Source organism: Streptomyces flavochromogenes (genome assembly GCF_000717595.1).
Taxonomy (GTDB): Bacteria; Actinomycetota; Actinomycetes; order Streptomycetales; family Streptomycetaceae; genus Streptomyces; species Streptomyces flavochromogenes.
Map to the genome: position 1 here is coordinate 152,891 of NZ_JNZO01000001.1, position 19,757 is coordinate 172,647.

At 73.5% G+C, this 19,757-nt stretch carries 17 protein-coding genes and 1 pseudogene; 13 read left to right on the forward strand and 5 right to left on the reverse strand.

Features of this window, described 5'->3' with window-relative positions; genetic code table 11:
- Positions 1 to 134 precede the first annotated feature (134 nt).
- The 3 genes from IF00_RS0100510 to IF00_RS0100520 all read left to right on the forward strand — a co-directional run bounded on the left by IF00_RS0100510 (position 135) and on the right by IF00_RS0100520 (position 2,254).
- Positions 135 to 1,082 carry a methionyl-tRNA formyltransferase gene (locus tag IF00_RS0100510; protein ID WP_030312982.1) on the forward strand — a complete coding sequence of 316 codons (948 nt, stop codon included), beginning with the start codon at positions 135 to 137 and terminating at the stop codon, positions 1,080 to 1,082.
- Positions 1,083 to 1,230: 148 nt separating this feature from the next.
- Positions 1,231 to 1,974: a MarR family winged helix-turn-helix transcriptional regulator gene (locus IF00_RS42480; RefSeq protein WP_051819589.1), complete on the forward strand. Its 744-nt coding sequence runs from the start codon at positions 1,231 to 1,233 to the stop codon at positions 1,972 to 1,974.
- Between the two features lie 109 nt (positions 1,975 to 2,083).
- On the forward strand, positions 2,084 to 2,254 hold the full coding sequence (locus IF00_RS0100520; RefSeq protein WP_051819659.1) for an MbtH family protein: 171 nt from the start codon (positions 2,084 to 2,086) through the stop codon (positions 2,252 to 2,254).
- Between the two features lie 86 nt (positions 2,255 to 2,340).
- On the opposite strand, the gene IF00_RS0100525 is transcribed toward IF00_RS0100520, so the two are convergent.
- A complete protein-coding gene (locus IF00_RS0100525; RefSeq protein WP_030312985.1) occupies positions 2,341 to 2,844 on the reverse strand; it encodes a GNAT family N-acetyltransferase in 504 nt (167 codons plus the stop codon).
- 183 nt (positions 2,845 to 3,027) lie between these two features.
- Here IF00_RS0100525 and IF00_RS40800 point away from each other — a divergent pair.
- The 3 genes and pseudogenes from IF00_RS40800 to IF00_RS0100540 form a co-directional block, all read left to right on the forward strand.
- Positions 3,028 to 3,464, forward strand: a pseudogene (locus tag IF00_RS40800) (isochorismatase family protein); the annotation flags it as partial.
- Between the two features lie 8 nt (positions 3,465 to 3,472).
- Positions 3,473 to 3,640 (forward strand): hypothetical protein, encoded by a 168-nt coding sequence (locus tag IF00_RS45505; RefSeq protein ID WP_158710413.1) that lies wholly within the window; start codon positions 3,473 to 3,475, stop codon positions 3,638 to 3,640.
- Positions 3,640 to 4,212 (forward strand): 4'-phosphopantetheinyl transferase family protein, encoded by a 573-nt coding sequence (locus IF00_RS0100540; RefSeq protein WP_051819591.1) that lies wholly within the window; start codon positions 3,640 to 3,642, stop codon positions 4,210 to 4,212. The genes IF00_RS45505 and IF00_RS0100540 overlap by 1 nt, the downstream gene beginning before the upstream one ends.
- Here IF00_RS0100540 and IF00_RS0100545 read toward each other — a convergent pair.
- Positions 4,152 to 5,954 (reverse strand): ABC transporter ATP-binding protein, encoded by a 1,803-nt coding sequence (locus IF00_RS0100545; protein WP_030312987.1) that lies wholly within the window; start codon positions 5,952 to 5,954, stop codon positions 4,152 to 4,154. The genes IF00_RS0100540 and IF00_RS0100545 overlap by 61 nt on opposite strands.
- Positions 5,955 to 6,028: 74 nt before the next feature.
- Between IF00_RS0100545 and IF00_RS0100550 the strand changes: the two genes are divergently transcribed.
- From IF00_RS0100550 to IF00_RS0100565, 4 genes are all read left to right on the forward strand, one after another.
- Positions 6,029 to 6,619 carry a TetR/AcrR family transcriptional regulator gene (locus tag IF00_RS0100550; protein ID WP_030312988.1) on the forward strand — a complete coding sequence of 197 codons (591 nt, stop codon included), beginning with the start codon at positions 6,029 to 6,031 and terminating at the stop codon, positions 6,617 to 6,619.
- Positions 6,620 to 6,801: 182 nt separating this feature from the next.
- Positions 6,802 to 7,854, forward strand: coding sequence for an iron-siderophore ABC transporter substrate-binding protein (locus IF00_RS0100555; RefSeq protein WP_030312989.1), 1,053 nt, complete (start codon positions 6,802 to 6,804; stop codon positions 7,852 to 7,854).
- An 81-nt stretch (positions 7,855 to 7,935) separates the two neighbouring features.
- Positions 7,936 to 8,904, forward strand: a complete 969-nt coding sequence (locus IF00_RS0100560) for a FecCD family ABC transporter permease (RefSeq protein ID WP_245234396.1) — start codon at positions 7,936 to 7,938, stop codon at positions 8,902 to 8,904.
- The gene (locus IF00_RS0100565; RefSeq protein WP_030312991.1) at positions 8,901 to 10,001 is read left to right on the forward strand and encodes a FecCD family ABC transporter permease; all 1,101 of its coding nucleotides are present in this window, start codon (positions 8,901 to 8,903) and stop codon (positions 9,999 to 10,001) included. The genes IF00_RS0100560 and IF00_RS0100565 overlap by 4 nt, the downstream gene beginning before the upstream one ends.
- A gap of 94 nt (positions 10,002 to 10,095) precedes the next feature.
- Here IF00_RS0100565 and IF00_RS0100570 read toward each other — a convergent pair whose 3' ends face one another.
- Entirely contained in the window at positions 10,096 to 10,668 is a 573-nt protein-coding gene (locus IF00_RS0100570; RefSeq protein ID WP_030312992.1) for a histidine phosphatase family protein, read from the reverse strand.
- Between the two features lie 334 nt (positions 10,669 to 11,002).
- Here IF00_RS0100570 and IF00_RS0100575 point away from each other — a divergent pair, with 334 nt between their 5' ends.
- On the forward strand, positions 11,003 to 11,230 hold the full coding sequence (locus tag IF00_RS0100575; RefSeq protein ID WP_030312993.1) for a CbtB domain-containing protein: 228 nt from the start codon (positions 11,003 to 11,005) through the stop codon (positions 11,228 to 11,230).
- A 14-nt stretch (positions 11,231 to 11,244) separates the two neighbouring features.
- Positions 11,245 to 12,072: a CbtA family protein gene (locus tag IF00_RS0100580; protein WP_030312994.1), complete on the forward strand. Its 828-nt coding sequence runs from the start codon at positions 11,245 to 11,247 to the stop codon at positions 12,070 to 12,072.
- A gap of 182 nt (positions 12,073 to 12,254) precedes the next feature.
- Here the strand turns inward: IF00_RS0100580 and IF00_RS0100585 are convergent, their stop codons facing one another.
- Complete coding sequence (locus IF00_RS0100585) at positions 12,255 to 13,340, reverse strand: branched-chain amino acid aminotransferase (RefSeq protein WP_030312995.1); 1,086 nt, start codon at positions 13,338 to 13,340, stop codon at positions 12,255 to 12,257.
- Between the two features lie 236 nt (positions 13,341 to 13,576).
- Positions 13,577 to 18,415, reverse strand: coding sequence for a hypothetical protein (locus IF00_RS0100590; RefSeq protein ID WP_030312996.1), 4,839 nt, complete (start codon positions 18,413 to 18,415; stop codon positions 13,577 to 13,579).
- Between the two features lie 311 nt (positions 18,416 to 18,726).
- On the opposite strand from IF00_RS0100590, the gene IF00_RS0100595 reads away from it, so the two are divergent.
- Positions 18,727 to 19,752, forward strand: a complete 1,026-nt coding sequence (locus IF00_RS0100595; protein WP_030312997.1) for a LacI family DNA-binding transcriptional regulator — start codon at positions 18,727 to 18,729, stop codon at positions 19,750 to 19,752.
- The last annotated feature ends 5 nt before the right edge of the window (positions 19,753 to 19,757 follow it).

Consider the following 19,757-nt stretch of genomic DNA (forward strand, 5'->3'; position numbering starts at 1 on the left):
ACTGTCGACGGGATGAAACGGACATGGGATGGAGGTCAGCCCCGAACAACCGCGCAAATCAAGCCAGTTGCGTCGTTAGGTAAGCCTTGCTTTACTTGCTGACGGTCAATCGCTCTTCTGAGGAGGAACCCCATATGCGGGTCGTCATGTTCGGCTATCAGACCTGGGGCCACCGCACCCTCCAAGCGCTCCTGGACTCCGAACACGACGTCGTGCTCGTCGTGACGCATCCCAAGAGCGAGCACGCCTACGAGAAGATCTGGAGCGACTCGGTCGCCGACCTGGCGGAGGAGCACGGCGTCCCGGTCGTGATCCGCAACAGGCCCGACGACGAGGAGCTGTTCGCCCGCCTCAAGGAGGCGGACCCGGACATCATCGTCGCCAACAACTGGCGTACGTGGATCCCGCCGCACATCTACAACCTGCCCCGCCACGGCACGCTGAACATCCACGACTCGCTGCTGCCCAAGTACGCCGGCTTCTCGCCGCTCATCTGGGCCCTCATCAACGGCGAGTCCGAAGTCGGCGTCACCGCCCACATGATGGACGAGGTGCTCGACGCCGGCGACATCGTCCAGCAGCACGCCGTCCCCGTCGGGCCGACGGACACGACGACCGACCTCTTCCACAAGACGGTCGACCTCATCGCCCCGGTCACGATCGGCGCGCTCGACCAGATCGCCTCCGGACAGGCCGAGTTCACGAAGCAGGACCGCTCCCGGGCCAGCTTCTTCCACAAGCGGGCCGAGGAGGACATCCGGATCGACTGGAACTGGCCGGCCGATGTCCTGGAGCGACTCGTCCGAGCCCAGTCCGCGCCCTACCCGAGCGCCTTCACCTTCCACCGGGGCAAGCGGCTCGAGATCCTCTCCGCGGTCGTCTCCGAGGGACGGTACGGCGGCACGCCCGGCCGCATCTTCTACCGCGAGGGCGAGGGCGTCGTCATCGTCGCCGGGGCCGACGCGCGCACGGGCCTCAACCACGGCCTGGCCATCACCCGGGTCCGGACGGAGGACGGCCGCGAGTTGCCCGCGACCGCGTACTTCACGTCCATGGGCGGCTACCTCGTCGCGCGTCCCTGACGCGCATGGGTTCCGAGCACGTCGACGGGGGTCGTCGGTCCCGCCCGAGGAGCATGGCGGCACCCGTGTCAGATCTGGGTAGGTTGACCCAACCTATCGGTGAAGCACGGCGGTTGACCCCCGACCGCGCGGACAGTGAGGCACAGCGATGGAACAGCCGATCTTCAACGGTCTGGCGCGCGACGCCTCGGGGGCGACGTTCGCCGTCATCGGCATATCGACCATGCCGACCGACTGGGCGAAGGTCTTCGGCTCCCTCGCCGGCGCCGACCTGACCCTCGACGCGGCCGCGGAGCGCGGCGGCGGCGAACAGGCGCTGCTGCGGGCCGTCACGGAGGCCACCGCCACCGGAGCGGACCGCGGCGACACCCTCGCCGCCGTCTCCCCGCCCTCCATGAGCAAGACTCCCCCCAGTGTCCTGAACCTCAACGCGTACCTCATGTACGCACTCGGCAAGGTCGCGCGCCGCAGGCTCTCGGAGCGGCTGGAGGCCCGCGGGCTGCGGCTGTGGCATCTCACCGTGATGACCCTGCTCGCCGACCTCGGCCCGCAGATGAAGACGGCCCTCGCGTCGCGGCTCGACATGAACGCCAGCGACCTGGTGAAGATCGTCAACGACCTCGCCCGCACCGGGCAGGTGGACTGCGTCCGCGACCGGACGGACCGGCGGCGTGTCGTCGTCCAGCTCACCCCGGAGGGCCGGACGTATCTCGCCGGCCTCAGCGCGGAGATCGCCTCCGCGGACGACGAGCTCCTGGCTCCGCTCGACGCGGCGGAACGCGAGCAGCTCGGCTCCCTGCTCCGCCGCGTGCACGGCCACCTCGAACGGCCCCTGGCCGGTATGGCACGCGGGCGCGGAGCCGGTCCGCCGGCTCCGCGCCACGAGTCCTGACCACCCGCCCGCTCCACCACGACGACCTGTGCCCCTCGCCCTTTCCGGGCGAGGGGCACAGGCGCTCCGGGGATCAGGCGCGGCCGATCGTCCGTCAGGGCACGCCCCGATCACACTCGTCAACGCCGAGAACCAGCACTCGCTGTGGCCGGCGTTCGCCGAGGTCCCGAACGGCTGGTCCGTGGCGCACGGCGAGGACTCCCGCGAGGGCTGCACGCGGTACGTCGACGCCCACTGGACCGACATGCGCCCCGCGAGCCTCCCGGCCCGCGCCGCCTAGCACTCCCACCACCAGACGCCCGACACCGACTTCGGCACCGGGGCCACGCCGGTACGGACCGCGTCCGTACCGGCCTCAATCCACGGTCAGGTCAGGGCCCGCAGCAGGACCCGGGAGCCCCGCGCCGGGTCGAGGCGGGCCCGCCACTCCGGGGGCGCCTCCTCCTCGCCGCCCATGACGAACCCGTGACGCAGGAAGAGCAGCCCGCTGCCGGCCGTCGCGGTGAACACCCTGGACACACCCTGGGCCGCGGCCTCGGCGAGCACGGCCCGCAGCAGCGCGGAGCCGATGCCGCACCCCTGACTCCCGGCCGCCACACAGAAGTTGTAGAGCACGGCGGCCGCCCGTCCGCGCGCGTCGGGCCGTCGGCGCAGTGCGACGCAGCCCGCCAGGTGTCCGCGCGCGGTCTCGGCGACGAGGAAATCCGCCGCGTCGCGGGCGTATCGGCTCGCGGGACGGTCACGCAGCGCCCCCTCGCGCACGAAGGGCACGGACAGCCGGTGCACGGCGGCGGCGTCGGACCGCCCGGCGGGGCGGACGACGGCGACGGGCTCCGACCGGAAGCCCGGGCGGGGCGTGGCTGTGGTCAACGGCTTCTCACTCTCATGGAGTTGGTGGCGACGGCTCCATCGGGAACCGTCGCCGCTCGACTCCACCACACCATAGAGAGTTAGGTAAGGCTTACCTAATGCGCCGCCCTTTTCGCGGCATCCCTCACTTCAGCGTTTCGCCCGCACCGTTCGATCACCGCCCTGCCCGCCAACCTCGGCCGGCTCCGCAAGGAGGCCGCCCGGCTCGGTGTGCCCGTCGTCCACACGGCCCAGCCCGGCGGCCAGTCCCCCGAACGGCTCGGTCTCCAGCAGGACTTCCGGGGCCCGGGAGTGCCGGCCGACCCGCACGCCGTGGCGATCGCGACGCCGTCGCCCCCGAGCCCGGCGACACGCTCCTGACGAAGTGGCAGTACAGCGCCTTCGTCCGCACCGACCTCCTGGAGCGGCTGCGCGAGCAGGGCCGCGACCAACTGGTCGTCACCGGCGTGTACGCGCACATCGTCGTCCTGATGACCGCCTGCGACGCGTGGGTGCAGGACGTCCAGGCCTTCGTCGTCGCGGACGCCGTGGCCGACTTCTCCGAGCGCGAGCACCGCATGGCCCTCGAACGGGCGGCGGGCCGGTGCGCGGTCGTCACCACCACCGACCGGGTCTTCTGAGCCGTCCCGTGCGCTACGAGGAACTGCCGGGCGACCCCTGGGTGGCGGCCCTCTCCGTACACCCGCACGCGAAGGCCGCCCGCGCGCTCGCCCCGCTGCTCGACTCCGCGGAGCGGCCCGGGCCCGCGCCTTCCGGCACCCGACGGACGCCGACCGGTATCCGGTCGTCCATGTGATGCCGCGCCTGGTCCTGGCCGAGCGCGTGGGCGTACGGCCCGACCGGCTGGTCTTCGCGCGGCTGCCCTGTGCCGGGTGCGGCGGCCCGCACGGCAGGCCCCGCCTCCCGGACCACGGCGGCGTGCACTTCTCGCCCTCCCACGCGGGCGACCGGGTCCCGGTGGCGGTGGCCTCCGTGCCGGTGGGGGTGGACGTGGAGACCGTGCCGGCCGACGGCGTGGTGCGGGACGTGGGGTCCGCGCTCCATCCGCGTGAGCGGGCGGAGCTCGCGGCCCTTCCCGTCAACGCCCGCGCCGGCGCCTTCGCCCGCTGCTGGGCACGTAAGGAGGCCGCGCTCAAGGCGACGGGCGTGGCCCTGGTGCGGGGCGCCGTCGACCCCTACGTGGGGACCGGCCTCGCCCCCGCCCCTGTCTCCGGCCTCCGCCTCACCGATGTGCTCCTCTCCGAGGGGCACGTCGCCGCCGTCGCCCACGAGGTGCGGCAGCCGGCCGCTCCGCCGGACGGGGACGCTCAGGTCACGGGGGCGCCGGTGACGGCGGCGATGCGCAGGGACTCGACCAGGTCACGGTAGAGGGTGTCCGACACGAGCAGTTCCTCGTGCCGGCCCCGCGCCCGGACCCGGCCCGCCTCCATGACGACGATGGTGTCCGCGTCGACCACCGTCGACAGGCGGTGCGCGATCGTCACCACGGCGCCGGTGTCCGCGCGGGAGCGGACGCACTCCTGCACGGCCGCCTCGGTCAGACCGTCGAGCTGGGCGGTGGCCTCGTCCAGGAGCAGCACGTCGGGAGTGGCGAGCAGAGCCCGGGCCAGGGCGATGCGCTGCCGCTCCCCGCCCGACACGTTCGCGGTGGCGAGGGGCGTGTCCAGTCCCTCCTCCAGGGCGTCGACCTTCTCCGTGAGCCGTACGTCGTGCAGGACGCGCCGCAGTTCCTCCGTGGTGGCGTCGGGCCGGGCGAGCAGCAGGTTGTCTCGGATCGTGCCGGGGACGACGGGGGTGTCCTGCTCGACGTAGGCGAGGCGGGCCCGGATGTCGGTATGGGTGTGGTCGCGGTACGGCCGCCCGTCGAGGAGGAGTTCGCCGCCGGTCGGCTCCAGAAAGCGCAGGACCAGGGAGAGCAGGGTGGTCTTGCCCGCTCCCGAGGGACCGACGACGGCGGTGTGGCCGCGCCGGGGGATGACGAGGTCGACGTCCCGTACGGCCGGCTCGGCGTCCGGACCGTAGGCCGCGGTGACGTTCCGCAGCTCCAGGACGGGCACGTCGTCCCGGAGGTCCTGAAGTCCGCCGAGTTCGTGGGGTTTCCGGAGCTCCCGGGGTTCCCGGGCGGGTGCGCCCGCGGACGGCGAGGGCTCCTCGGACGGCAGGGCGTCGGCCTGCCTGATGCGTTCGGCGGCGGCGATGCCGGACTGGAGCGCGGTCACGTTCTGGCTGAGTTCGGTGATCGGGTCCATCAGGGCGAAGGTGTAGAGGAGGAAGGCGATCAGGCCGGACACCTCGAGCCGGCCCTCGCCGACGCGCCAGGCGCCGACGGCGAGGATCGCGATGATGGCCAGGTTGACGCCCGACCAGGCGGTCGTCCAGGCCAGCGCCTCGCGGCGGACGGCCCGGACCCCGTACTCGGCCGAGGCGCGCGCGTCGGCGAGGATCCGCTCGGTCATGCGCTCCTCGGCGCGGTTGACCTTGACGGTACGGATCGCCCGCAGCGTGCCTTCCAGGACGCCGCCGAGCCGTCCCACGTGCTCCTGGGCCTGCTGCTGCGACCGGGCGATGCCGGGCATGAGCAGTCCGAAGACCACGCCGACGAGGGCGACGGCGGCCACCGTGGTGGCGAGCAGCACCAGGTCGAGGAAGCCCATGAGCACGAGGCTGCCCACCAGCATGACCGCCCCGTTGATCAGACCGACGAAGGAGGAGGCGGCGGCCTCGCGGAGCAGGACGGTGTCGGAGGTGACGCGGGTGACGAGTTCGCCGGTGGGGCTCCGGGTGACGCCGGGCACGGTGGCGCGCAGGAAGCGCCGCACCACCGACTCGCGGGCGTCGAGGACCACTCGCTCCCCCAGCGCCCCGAGCAGGGTCCATTGCCAGTAGGACACGGCGGCGCCGACGAAGAGGAGCACGACGAGGGTGGCCACGGGTTCGGTGAGGGAGGACGCGCTGCCCAGTGCGTCGAGCACGTGCTTGGTGACCATGGGCGTGGCGAGGCCCAGGGCGGAGGCGACCAGGGCGAGGGCGAGTCCCTTGACCAGGGTGCGCCGGTGCGGGCGGGCGAAGGACCAGAGGAGGCTCAGGCGGGGCGCGATGGAATCCGACATACCCACAATGGAACACCTCTGTTCCAGAAAGGTCAAAGAGTTTCCCAAACGGTATGACGGGTTACCGTGTGCGCATGGGGTCCGACGACACTCCCGCGCCCGGCGCGGCCACCCGCGAGAGCGCCACCCGCGCCCGCACCCGGCGTGCGATCCTCGACGCCGCCGTCTCCGTGCTCACCGCCGACCACGGCGCCTCGCTCGCCGACGTCGCCGAGGCGGCCGGGGTGGGGCGGACAACCGTCCACCGCTACTTCCCCGAGCGCTCCGACCTGCTCGCCGCGATCGGGGCGGACGTGCGGGACCGGGTCGCCGCGGCGGCCGACCGGGCGCGGCTCGACGACGGGCCGGCGCCCGACGCGATGGAGCGGCTCTGCCTGGAGTACTTCGAACTCGGCGACCGGTTGCTGCTGTTGTACGACGTTCCGCAGTTCATCGCCTGGTCCGGCATCGAGGAGGAGTCCGTGGCGGACCTGGCCCTGCTCACCCTCGTCCGGCGCGGACAGAAGGACGGGACCCTCGACCCCGAGGTCGACGCCGGCTGGCTCCAGGACGTCATGTGGGCGCTGCTGTACGCCGCCTGGATGCAGGCGCGCGACCAGGGCACCCCCAAGCACACGGCCCTCTCCCTGTGTCTGCGGACCCTGCGGAAGGCCGTCGCGCCGTAGGGACTCCGGCCGGGTGCCGTGTTGATCACATCGAGAGCGAACCCCCTGGCGCCCAAGCCGAGGCAGGAATAGGTTAGGCTCACCTAACAAGCACCGAGTTGGCCGCTGCCCCGCAGACATCCGTCTGAGGGGCCGTCCGCCGGGGCCTCGTACATCCCCCTGCCCGGAGACAAGGATCCACCATGCCTTCTGTGTTCACCCCCCTCCGCCGCCGCGTTCTCGTGGCGGGCGCCGCCGCGGTCTCGCTCGGCCTGATGGTGACCGGGTGCGGCTCGGACGACAAGAAGGACGACGCGGCAGGGTCGGCGAGCAAGGCTCCGGCGGGCGCCTTCCCCGTGACCATCAAGAGCGCCCTCGGTTCGGCCGTCATCAAGGACAAGCCGAAGCGCGTGGTGACCCTCGGTCAGGGCTCGGCGGAGACCGCCATCGCCCTCGGCAACGTCCCGGTCGGTATCGAGGAGTACCCCTGGGGCAGCGACAAGAGCGGCTACCTCCCCTGGATCCACGACGCGGTGAAGAAGTCCGGCGCCACGCTGCCCAAGCAGTTCAAGGGCGGCGAGGAGCTCGACATCGAGGCCATCACGGAGCTCGAGCCCGACGTCATCCTCGCCCCGTGGTCCGGTCTGACGCAGAAGCAGTACGACATCCTGAAGGACATCGCGCCCACCGTCGCCTACCCCGAGAAGGCGTGGAGCACGAACTGGGACCAGCAGATCGAGATCATCGCCAAGGCGCTCGGTCAGCCGGAGAAGGCCAAGGACCTCGAGTCGAAGATCGAGAAGCAGCTCGCCGACGCGGCCGCCTCCCGCCCCCACTACAAGAACGTCACGTTCTCGTACATCTACAACACCGGCCCCGGCACCCTCGGCATCTTCAAGCCCGAGGAGCAGCGCGTGGCCATGGTCTCCAAGCTGGGCCTCAAGGTCGACCCGATCGTGAACACCTTCCCGGAGACCGAGGGCACCGACTCCTCCCTGATCGGCCTGGAGAACGCCAACAAGCTGGCGAAGAGCGACATCGCCTTCACGTTCTACATGGACGAGAAGTCCCGCAAGACCGTCGAGGCCCAGCCGCTGTACGCGGCCATCCCCGCCGTGAAGAAGGACGCGCTCGTCTACAGCCACGACACGCCCTTCGTCACCGCCTCCTCGATGATCAACCCGCTGACGGTGCCGTACAGCATCGAGCGCTACCTCCCGATGATCGACAAGGCCGTCGCCAAGGCCGGGAAGTAATCACAGGTCCTCAGCGTGACCACTCTTTCCCAGACCGATCAAGGCCCCGCCGTCGCACGGCGGGGCCTTGGCCGGCATGTCATGGCCGCCGTCCTGTGCCTGGTCCTGCTGGCCCTGGCACTGCTCGCCAGCGTGATGTTCGGCAGCAAGCCGACGTCCGCCGGTGACGTCCTGAGGGTCGTCACCGGCGGCGGCGACGAGTACACCCGTACCGTCGTCGAGAGCCGCTACCCCCGCACCGTCCTGGGGGTGCTCGCGGGCCTCTGCCTCGCGGTCGCCGGCACCCTCATGCAGGGCATCACGCGCAATCCGCTCGCCGAACCGGGACTTCTCGGCATCAACGCGGGCGCGTCCGCCAGCATCGTCGCCGCGACCGCCTTCCTCGGAGCCTCCGGGCAGCGGGAGACGATCTGGTGGGCCCTCATCGGCGCCCTCCTGACCGGTGTCGTCGTCCATGTCGTCGGCACCGCCGGCGGCGGCGGTGGGCCGGTCCGGCTGGTGCTCGCGGGCGCGGTGCTCTCCGCCGTCCTCGCCGCCTTCATCCAGGCCGTCGCCCTGTCCAGGCCGCAGGTCTTCGACACCTACCGCTACTGGGTGGTGGGCGCGCTCGGCGGGCGCGGATTCGACGCCTTCTGGGCGGTCCTGCCGTTCGCCGCGGTCGGCTGCCTCCTCGCCCTGCTGCTCGCGCCGGGGCTCAACGCCATGGCCATGGGCGACGACAAGGCCGCCTCCCTCGGCATCAGCCCCGCCCGCGTCAAGGGCGCCGGCCTGCTCGCGGCGACGCTGCTCGCCGCGGCCGCGACGGCGGCCGTCGGGCCCATCGCCTTCGTCGGCCTCGCCGTCCCGCACGTCGTCCGGGCGCTCGTGGGCGCGGACTTCCGGGCCCAGATCCTCTTCACCTCCCTCGCGGGGCCGACGCTGCTGCTGTTCGCCGATGTCATCGGCCGGATCCTGCTGCGCCCGCAGGAACTCATGGTCGGGGTCGTCACCGCCTTCGTCGGTGCGCCCGCCCTGCTCTTCGCCGTTCGCCGTATGAGGGGAGCGGGATGAAGACCGCCGACCGGACCGACTCTCCGGACAGCCCGCAGGTGACGAAGCCGCGCGCGGTGCGGCCCGCGGGCCGCGGTGTGCTGCGGATCGGCCCCTGGGTCGCCGTACCCGTGCGCCGTACCACCGTCATCGCCGCCGTCGTCTCCCTGCTGCTGCTCTGTGCCGGCGCCGTGGCCACGCTGTCGATGGGCAGGCTCGGCATCGACCTGCCCGATCTGCCGTCGGCCCTCGCGGGCGAGGCCACCGGCAAGAACGCCTTCGTCCTGAACCGGCTGCGCGGCCCGCGGCTCGTGGTGGCCATCGCCACCGGCGCGGCCTTCGGCCTGTCCGGAGCCCTGTTCCAGTCCGTCACCCGCAATCCGCTGGGCAGTCCCGACGTCATCGGGCTCGGCGCCGGAGCAGGAGCGGGAGCGGCCGCCGCCGCCCTGTTCCTGCCCGACGTCATGCCGGTGGCCGTCGGCGCGCTGCTCGGCGCGATCCTCGCGATGACGGTCGTGTTCCTCGCCACCGGCACCGGGTTCCGCAGCCCGGGACGGCTCGTGGTGGCCGGCATCGGCGTGGCCGCGATGGCGACCGCGCTGACCCAGTACGTGGTGTACGCCGTCGAGCGCGACAAGGCCAGCGCCCTGACCGCCTACATCAACGGCAGCCTCTCCGCCCGCTCCTGGGAGGACGCGGCGACCATCTGGACGGTGCTGCTCGTCTCCCTGCCGTTCGCGGCGCTCCTCGCCCGGCCCCTGAGCATCGGCGAGATGGGAGACGACCTCTCCACCGGCCTGGGGGCCCGCCCGGGCCGGACCGCGACCTGGGCGGTCGCGCTGTCGATCGTCCTCTCCGCCGGAGCCGTCAGCGTGGCGGGGCCGATCGCCTTCATCTCCCTGACCGCGCCGCAGATCGCCAAGCGGGTCACCCGCAGCGGCGGCCCGCACCTGGTCATGTCCACCCTGCTCGGAGCGCTGCTGCTGGTCCTGGCCGACCTGACCGCGCAGCAGTTGCCGCTCTTCGACGACCTGCCCGTCGGCCTGTACACGATGGCCGTCGGCGGCGCGTACCTGGGCTATCTGCTGCTGCGCGAGTGGAGGCGTCCCGCCGCCTGACCGGGAGGGGCTCCGCCGGGGCCCGGGGCCGACATGCCCCAGGGGGTGTCCTGTCGATCAGGCCGCGAGCCCGGTCTGATCGACAAGACACCCGCTAGGCGGGCCCGAGCGGGTCGCCTACGCGCAGGTTCCAGCGCTCGGCGCGCCCGCTCAGGTGCACGGCCGTCAGGGCGCGTACGTCGAGCCGCCGGGCCGCCTCGTCCGGTGCCCCGAGGGCGTGGACGAGGGCCGCGCGGATCACGTCCGGTTCTGCCACGACCGTGACGCGCCCCGAGCCTGCCCGCAGTCCGTCGAGCCAGGCCCCGACCCGTATCCGCAACTCGCGCGAGGACTCCCCGCCGTGGGGGGCCGCCGTCGGGTCGGACAGCCAGACGCCGAGCGCAGCTTCCTCCGCGGCGGCGACGGCCGCGAGGGTCCGTCCCCGCCACCGCCCCATGGCGCAGCCTGCGAGTGCGGTCACCGGCTCCGCCGAGAGCCCGAGGGCCTCCGCCGTCCGGCGGCAGCGTGACGAGGGCGAGGTGTACGCGCGCGAGGACGGGTCGACGGCGGAGGCGGCGGACTCGGCCCGGGCGATTCCCTCGGGGTCGAGGGGACTGTCGTCGTCGAACCCGACGTCGCGCGGTGATCCGCTCGTGGCGGGGGAGATCAGCGTCAGCCGGACGGTCATCGGCTTCCTTCTCGGTCGGGTCCTGGGGCGGCGCCCAGGGTAGCGCCGGGCCGCCGGGCCGACCGCGCAGAGCCGGGGTCATCACCCCGGGGGCGCGCGAACGTGATTCAGGCCTCACGCCCTTGGCGGCGTACCCGGTGCGCGGTACGGTCGGGCGACATTTGAACAGCGTGACGACGGCGAGACGGAAGTCCGGTGAGAATCCGGCACGGTCGCGCCACTGTGAGCCGGGCCCCGCCCTTCCGATCCGGAGGCGGTGACACGGTGAGTCAGACCCGTGGACCGTCGTCCTGCACCACCGTCCGGGACGCGAGTTCCCGCAGGAGGTTCCATCATGGCCGAGGCTGTCGTCTCCGCAACCGTACCCGCCCCTTCCGTGGCCGTTCCGGCCCCGCTGCCCGTCCGGGCCGTTCTGCCCTGGGCGTTCTTCGTCGGCCTTCTCGCGCTGATCGCGTTGTACTTCGTGGGCGCCGAGCAGGGTGCCACGTCCCTGATCGCGGGCTCCGACGTGCACGAGTGGGTGCACGACGGTCGTCATCTGCTCGGCTTCCCCTGCCACTGAGAGGCGATACGCACATGCACGCCTCAACTGTCAGATCCCTGCTGGTCCGTGGCATGCTCGCGGGCCTGATCGCCGGTCTCCTCGCCTTCGCCGTCGCCTACGTGGTGGGTGAGCCCCCCGTGAACGGCGCGATCGCCGTCGAGGAGGCCCAGGCCGCCCAGGAGGCGCACGCCGCTCCCGGGGCCCACGCCGGCCACGGCGGCACGGCCGCCGCGGAAGCCGCGGAGGAAGAGGAGGAGGCGGTCAGCCGCCCCGTCCAGTCGACCTTCGGCCTGGCCACCGGTGTCCTCGTGTACGGGGTGGCGCTCGGCGGTATCGCCGCGCTCGCCTTCTCCTTCGCGCTCGGCCGCATCGGCCGGTTCAGCCCGCGGGCGACGGCGGCGCTCACCGCGGCGGCGGCCTTCACCACCGTCTATCTGGTGCCGTTCCTGAAGTATCCGGCCACGCCACCGGCCGTCGGCAATCCGGACACGATCGGGAAGCGCACCACGCTGTTCTTCCTGATGATCCTGCTCAGTGTGCTGCTCGCGCTGGCCGCGGTGATCGCGGGGCGGCGCCTCGCACCGCGACTGGGCAACTGGAACGCGACCCTGGTCGCGGCGGCCGGGTTCGTCGTCGTGACCGGTGTCGCCTTCGCGCTGCTCCCCGCGAACGACGACGCGGTCAAGGCGGGCTTCCCCGCCGCGCTGCTCTGGGAGTTCAGGCTGGCCTCGCTGGCCGTCCAGGCCGTGCTGTGGGCGGTGTTCGGCGTGGTCTTCGGCGCCCTCGCCCAGAAGGTCCTCGCCGTCCGGACGTCCACCGCCGACGCTCCGGCCCCGGTCGGGGCGCCGGTCCCGGGCTGACCGGCCACACGACCCGGCGCGGACCGCGCAGCGACCGCCCCGTACGCCCCGGCGTACGGGGCGGTTCCGCGTTCCCGGACGACTGCGGGCGGTCGAGCACCGTCGGGCCGCGGTACGGCCCCGACGGCCGCCGGCACCCGTACGTGGAGCGTTACGGCAGCCGGCCGCCGCGGCCGCCGCGGTCAGACGAGGCGCCGCATCCACCCGTGGGGGTCTTCGGCCCGGCCGAACTGGAGGTCCACCAGACGGCGGCGCAGGCGCATCGTCACCGAGTCCTCGGCGCCCGTGTCCGGGGCGACGACCTCGCCGTCGGTCCAGACGAGTCGCCCGACCGGGGTGACCGCCGCACCGGTGCCGCAGGCGAAGACCTCGCGGATCGCGCCGGTCCGCGCGCCCTCCTGCCATTCGGTGATCTCGACGGCCCGTTCCTCGACGTCGAGGCCCATCTCCTTGGCGAGGGCGAGGATGGACGCGCGCGTCACGCCTTCCAGGATGGTGCCGAGCTCCGGCGTGACGAGGCGGCCGTCGTCCGTGACGAAGAACAGGTTCATGCCGCCGAGTTCCTCGACGTACCGGCCCTCGGTGCCGTCCAGGAAGCAGACCTGGTCGCAGCCGTGCTCGCCGGCCTCCAGCATCGGCGCGAGGCTCGCCGCGTAGTTGCCGCCGCACTTGGCGGCCCCGGTGCCGCCGCGCCCGGCGCGGGTGTACTCCCTGGAGAGCCAGATCGAGACGGGCTTGACGCCGCCGGAGAAGTACGGGCCGACGGGCGAGGCGATCACCATGTACGTGACCTCGGCGGCGGGCCGCACACCGAAGAAGGCCTCCGAGGCGAACATGAACGGGCGCAGATAGAGGCTCTGTTCCTCACCGGTCGGCACCCACACCTCGTCGGCGCGGACGAGTGCCGTGACGGATTCGAGGAAGGCGGGCAACGGGAGCTCGGGAAGGGCCAGGCGCCGCGCGGAGCGGGCGAACCGCTCGCCGTTGGCCTCCGGGCGGAACGTCCAGACCGATCCGTCCGCGTGCCGGTAGGCCTTCATCCCCTCGAAGATCTCCTGCGCGTAGTGCAGGACCGCGGCTCCCGGGTGCATGGGGATCGGGGCGAACGGAACCACCACCGCGTCGTTCCACCCGCGGTCCGCCGTCCACACCGCGCGGGCCATGTGATCGGTGAAGTACTGGCCGAACTTGGGGTCGGTGAGGATCTCCGCGCGCCGCTCGGCACTCGTGGGAGCGGGGTTGGGCTGAAGCGTGAACCGCAGACTCATCGCGGGGGACCCTCTCGGTGGGCGCTCGGTAACGGCGCGTGCGTTCTCCATGATGGCTGACGGCTCGGCACCGTAACGGCCGACCGCCTTACGGTGCAAGAGAGTTGGGGAGCGGCAGAAGACGGAGCCCAGGGCGCCGGCGGCGGGGGTCACCGGCATCGGCCTCGCCGGGATCGAGGTGCCGCGCACCTCGTCGGGACTCGACGACGACCGGGCCGGGACCCCCACCACCCGCCTCACATCCGTCGCTCCCGCTCCCACGCCTCCGCGAACATCTCGTGCAGCGGGGCCGTCGGCAGCAGCCGTACGAACGGGGAGCGGAGTTGGTTGCCCCACATCGGGCGGACCCGGTGGCTCGCCAGCTTCACCTTCTCCAGGGGAAGGTGCGGGGACTTCAGCTCGGTCCACTCGCCGGGCAGGAACAGGGTCCGGCCCGCCCGTGCCCGCTTGGCCTCCAGCACCGCTCCGGTGGCGAGGAGTTCCGCCCGGACCTCCGCGTGCCGCTTGGTCGTCCAGCCGTTCCACCTGCGGACGTTCCGGTCGGTGGGCGCGGCCAGCGTCGCGAGCTGCAGGTACAGGGCGGCGGCGTCGGTCCCGGCGCCGAGCTCGTCGGCCGCGCGCGCGACCAGCTCCGGGCAGGACTGCCGGGGGTCCGCCTCGTACGCGCCGTCCGGTACGGCTCCGGAACCGGCCCGCAGCATCATCCGGTCGAGCCCGCCGCCGGCGAGCAGCGGTGCCACCCGGTCCAGTTCCTCCGCGAGGTCGGTGGTCTCGCGGACCCGGCGCCACACCTCGGGATCGGCGGCCTCGGCGGGCCGCAGGAAGGCGTTGCCGCCGGGTGCGCACACCACCAGGGGGCCGGAGTCGTACGCCGTCATGGCCGGCATCTCGCCCTCCTCCTTCCGTCGGTCGAGGGACACGGGCAGCGTCGCGGGCCCGAACCGCTCGGCGATCCGCGCCGAGGTGTCCTGGACGCGCCCGCCGGGCAGCTCGACGAGGAGCTCCGGACGGGACAGTTCGGCCCGCAGCCGCTCGTGGAGGGCCGTCGCGCCGGCCGTCGCGGGGTCGCCGACGGGCCGGTCGGTCCACGCCCAGACCAGTGCACTCGCGATCCGCTCGATCGCGAGGCCGACCGGGGTGCCGTAGGGCAGCTCGGGTCCCGCCGGCGGCAGGGCCCTCACCTCCACGCCCAGGCCGTACCGGGGTGCCGCGAGGTCCCAGTCGACCGCGGGTACGGTCGTGTCCCCGGCGGCCTCGTAGCCGCCCGCGAGGCGTCGTGCCCACACCTCGGAGAGGCCGAGGTCGGCCTCCAGGGTGTCGGCCGCCTCGTCGTGCACGGCGGCCAGCCCGCCGATCCGCTCCCGCCACACCTCCGCCATGCGCTCCACGGCCGCTCCGACTCCGCCGGGCCGCCACAGCTCGGCCGGGTCGTCGGGCAGCGCGGCCGCGAGGACGGCCCTCCGGCCGGCGCCGCCGAGGCGCGCGCGGAGCTCCTCGTAGGCCTCGGCCGTCATCGGACTTGCCTTGTACGGCGCCTTGCGGGCGAGGGCGCGGTCCTCGTCCCGGTCGGCGCGGCCGACGAGTCCGGCCACCACGAGCCGGGCCACGGGCCGTCGTACGCCCGTCAGTTCGGCGAACCGCGCCGCGGCCGACTCCGGTACGGGGAGGGGTCCGTGGGCGTCGATCGCCGCGAGGAGGGCCCGCAGCCGGGCCGCGTCGTCCCGGTCCACCCTGACGAGCCGGGCGTCGGCGACCGCCGCCGGCACGGGGTCGTCGTCCGTCGCCTCGGCGGCGGGGGCGACGAACCAGCAGGCCTGCCCTGCGTCCCACCGCGCGGCGGACGCCACGGCGGTCCCGCCCTCCCTGAGTCCGTCCAGGGGCCCTGACCCGGGCGTACGGCCGACCCACCACCGGCCGCCCTCGCGGGCGAACGGCTGGTCGGCCCAGGTCTCCAGGAGCGCGCGCAGGGCGGCCCGCTCCGGGTCGGGGGTCGGTGCGACCGCCGCACGCCAGGCGACGGCGTCGATCGCGCCGAGCAGCTGCGACCAGTCGTGCGGCAGGGAGGGCGGCGAGAGCCGCCGGACCTCCTCCACGATCGTCCCGGCCAGGCAGGCGCCGTCGGCGGCGAGCGCGCTCAGGGTCGCGGGCTGGGCGACGTCCCGGCTCCGCCGCCAGGTGTCGCCCTTCCCGTCCACGACGAGGCCGCACAGCGCTGGCATCAGCTCGGTGTCCGGCACCGCGCGGCTCGGCAGGACGGGCGGCGCCTCGGCGAGCAGGGTGACGCGCCGGTGCAGGGCGCGCCGTCGCTCCTCCACGCGGGCGGCACGCTCGGCCACCGCGACGACGGCCTCGACCAGAGCCGGGGCGGTGACCTCGGGCAACTCCCGTGCCACGGCATCGCGCAGTGCCTCCGCGCCGTCGAGGGCGGCGGCCAGGAGGGTGTCGGCCGTCGTCTGTTCCACGGTCCGCAGCGCCTTGGAACCGCCTGTGTCCCTGGTCCGCAGCAGGTACCAGAAAGCGGGCGGCAGGGCCACACCGTGGGAGACGGTGGCGCGCCGGGCCGGCGTCACGCGCGGGTGGGCGGGCGAGTGGTGGCCGTCCAGCTCCCACAGCAGGACGCCGTCGGCGGCGTACGCGCGCACGCCCGTACGGGTCTGCGCCTCGGCGAGGACGACGTCCTCCACGGCGCCCTCCGGCGCCGCCCAGAGGCCCCAGGGCTCCTGTCCGGGCCGGTCGATGTCGAAGCGGGCCTTGCGCCCGTCGATGCTCTCCAGGAGGTAGTGGTCCGGCGCGTTGTCGCGGTAGCGGGTGCGGAACAGCACCCGGGTGCCGACGAGTCCGTCCCGGCTGCCCAGCGAGGAGTCGGTCATGCCGGCGGGCAGCGGCGCGAGCTGCAGCGCCTCACGGGCCAGGGTCTTGTCCGCCTCGGACGGCTCCAGGGCCGGATCGGTGCTCGCGGGGCGGCCCGGGAAGTCGGGCAGCGGTGTCGCGCCCTGCCGTTCGCCGGTGACCGGGTCGACGACCTCCCACGGCCGTCGCCCGTAGACGGCGTTGGTCCAGATCCGGGCGCCGTCGCCGAGCTGCAGCTCCTCCCGGTCGATGCCCTCGGTGCCGCCGGGCCGGGTCACCCGGAGACCGCCGTGCCGCCCGCCTCCGTCGGCGGTCTCGAACTGGAAGCCGTACGCCCCGTCCAGGCTGCCGCCGAAGGGGACGAGGCCGCCCCGCTCCTCCGGGGTGAACGGCTCCTCGGGGCGGTCTGCCCAGACGGCGGTGTCGCAGGAGTACGGGCGCGGCTCGACGCTCCAGCTGACGAGGAACGAACCGCCGACGTAGTGGACGGCGAACATCGTCGCGTTCTCCGGCACCGTGAACCGGCAGGAGCCGCGCACTCCGTCCGGGGCGACGGCGACGGCGCGGTCGCGCCCGAAGACGGTGAGCACGGGCCAGGTGCTGGTCACCCCGGCCACGCCGGGGAGTCCGGCGGCACCGATCGCGTCGACCGCGCTGAGCGGGTCGGCCGCGGCGAGCGGATCGGCCGCACCTTCCGTCTTCGGCTTTCCGGCCGCACCGACGGCGTCGGCCGGGTCCGTGGCGTCGGCCGCGAACTCCTCGTACACGGCTTCGAGCGCGGGCCAGGCGAGTTCCTCCGGCAGGCCGGCCGCGAGCGAGCGCCGCAGCGCGCCGCCGGCGGACGCGCCCGCGAGGGCGTCGCCGATCCCGCCGAGTGCCGTCACCGTCGGCCGGTCGAGGAGGGTCTCCAGCTCGGCGACGGACTCCTCGGCGCCCGCCATGCCGCCGCCCCCGACGGCGTCGACGAGCTTGCCGACCCGCACGGCCACCTCGTGGGCGATGCCCTCGTTGCCGGGGAGCAGAGTCACGGCCGATCCGGGCTTGCGGGCGGGTGCTCCGTACCAGGTGGGCTTCAGGCGGGCGTGCACGGTGCCTTCGAGGCGCGGGCCGAACACCGGGTCGGCGGCGAGGGCGCCGAGGTCCCGCCGGGACCGCTCCCCCCAGAAGCGCATCCGGGTCGCCGGGCCGGGGTCGACGACGGTGACGCCGGCGGCCAGGCAGGCGTCCAGGACGTCGGCGTCGAAGCCCTGGTAGTGGTGGCGGGTGGTGTGCAGGGTCACGGCGTCGCTCGCGGCCCGCAGACGCGGCCCGAGCCTGCCCACGAGGTCGAGGAACTCGGGCGGCAGCTGCTGGCGCGTGACTCCGCCGCCGGACGCGCGCGTGTACTGGTACATGTGGACGAAGTGGCCGACCCACTGGTGCAGTCCGCCCTCCGGCACGAGCCGTCCGGCTTCCATCGCCTCCGTGGCGCCGCACCCGATCAGGACCCGCAGCCAGGCCCCGCCGTCGGTGACGCTCTCGGGGAAGACCTCGACGAGTCCGGCGGCGGTCTCGTCCGTCGGCGGGTGTGCCGTCAGGACCGGCTCCGCGCCGGCGAGAAGGGCGTCCGGCACGGACTTCTTCCGGGTGACCGACAGGATCGTGCCGACCACGCGCGCGACCTCGTCGTCCTTGTGCCCGGCGGCCTTGGCGGAGGCCCGGACCCGGCGCACGAGGTCGGCCGGGAGATCGGCCTTCGAACCGGCCCAGGCGGTCAGGAACGCTCCGAGCGCGGCGTACGCCTCGACCGGTTCGAGCGATTCGGCGAGGAACTTCTGGTGGGCCCCGAACTCCTTGGCGGGCATGGCCCCGCCCCCGGCGAACAACAGGCCGTTGGCCCGGCGGTAGGCCGGATCCACGGCCAGCCCGTGCTCGGCCTCGGCGGCCCGAGCGGCCACGTACGCCCGGCCGCCGGGGCGGCTCCCGTAACCGATCAGCCGATGCCCGACGGTGTCCCAGAACCACGGCAGGTGCGCGGTGGGCAACTGCCGCGCCCTCCACGCCATGGCGTCGACGAACGCGCCGGGCTTCGTCCAGGACCGGCCGAGTTCGGCCCCCATGGCCTCGTTGAGGTCGCGGGCCGCCGCCGCGGCGTCCGGGTCATGGGCGGCGACCCAGTCGGCGTACGTGGTCGAGACGTGCGTGCGGCCCTTGGCGGGCACCAGGGCTTCGAGCGAGGCGATCATGGCTGGATCGTCGCACGCACCACTGACAGGCCCGAAACGGCGGGGTGTTCACCGTGGGACGGGGGCGCGCGCCGCACGTCCCCGTCCCGAGAGACGCACCACCGCACCGGCTCGTGCCGGGGCGGGCCCCAGGTCGCACCGGCTCCCGCGGGGACGGTCCCACCGTCGTACCGGCTCCCGGAGGAGCGGGTGGGAGGCGTTCGTTCTGGGAGCGCTCTCAGAGGGTGGGGGCTACAGATATCCTGATCCACGGGAACGCACACCGCACGCGGACACCCCAGACGCACCCACGCAGCCGAGGAGCGCACGCCTTGCCCGAGCAGACCACGGGGCCCCGCCCCACGCTGGAAGCCGTCGCCGCTCGCGTCGGCGTGTCCCGCGCCACGGCCTCGCGGGTCGTCAACGGGGGCGCGGGAGTGCGGCCGCCGCTGGTCGAGAAGGTACGCAGGGCGGTCGACGAGCTCGGTTACGTGCCCAATCACGCGGCCCGCACGCTGGTCACCCGGCGCAACGGCGCGGTGGCGGTGATCATCGCGGAGCCCGAGTTCCGGATCTTCTCGGACCCGTTCTTCGAGCAGCAGGTACGGGGCATCAGCCGGGAGCTGACCGCGCACGACGCCCAGCTGGTGCTGCTGTGGGTGGAGGGTCCGGGGGACCACGACCGGATCGCCCGCTATCTCGGGGGCGGGCACGTCGACGGCGCGCTGGCCTTCTCGCTGCACAACGACGACGCGCTGCCGGCCGTCATCGACCGGACCCGCATCCCGGTGGTGTACGGCGGGCGGCCGGCTCCCGGTACGAGTCCGGCCGTGCCGTTCGTCGACTGCGACAACCGCGGGGGCGCCCGTGAGGCGGTGCGGCATCTGGTGGATCTCGGCCGCCGGAACATCGCCCACATCTCAGGGCCGGACGACCAGACGTCCGCACTCGACCGCCTCCACGGATACCGCGACGTTCTGGTCGACGCCGATCCCACACTGCTGTCCCGGGGCGACTTCACCGAGGAGAGCGGCGCCCGCGCGATGGCGGAGCTGCTCGACCGGCGGCCCGATGTCGACGCCGTGTTCGTGGCCAACGACCTGATGGCCTCGGGCGCGTTGCTGACGCTGCGCGAGCGCGGTGTGCGGGTGCCGGAGGACGTGGCGGTCGTGGGCTTCGACGACATGGCCTCGGTGGTGCGCAGGACGTCCCCGTCCTTGACCACCGTGCACCAGGACATCGAGGACATGGGCCGGCTGATGGTGAAGCTCCTGATGCGACTGCTCGACGGAACGGGGCCCGTGCCCCCCGCGTCCGTCATCACTCCGACGTCGCTCGTGCTCCGCGACTCGGCCTGAACCGG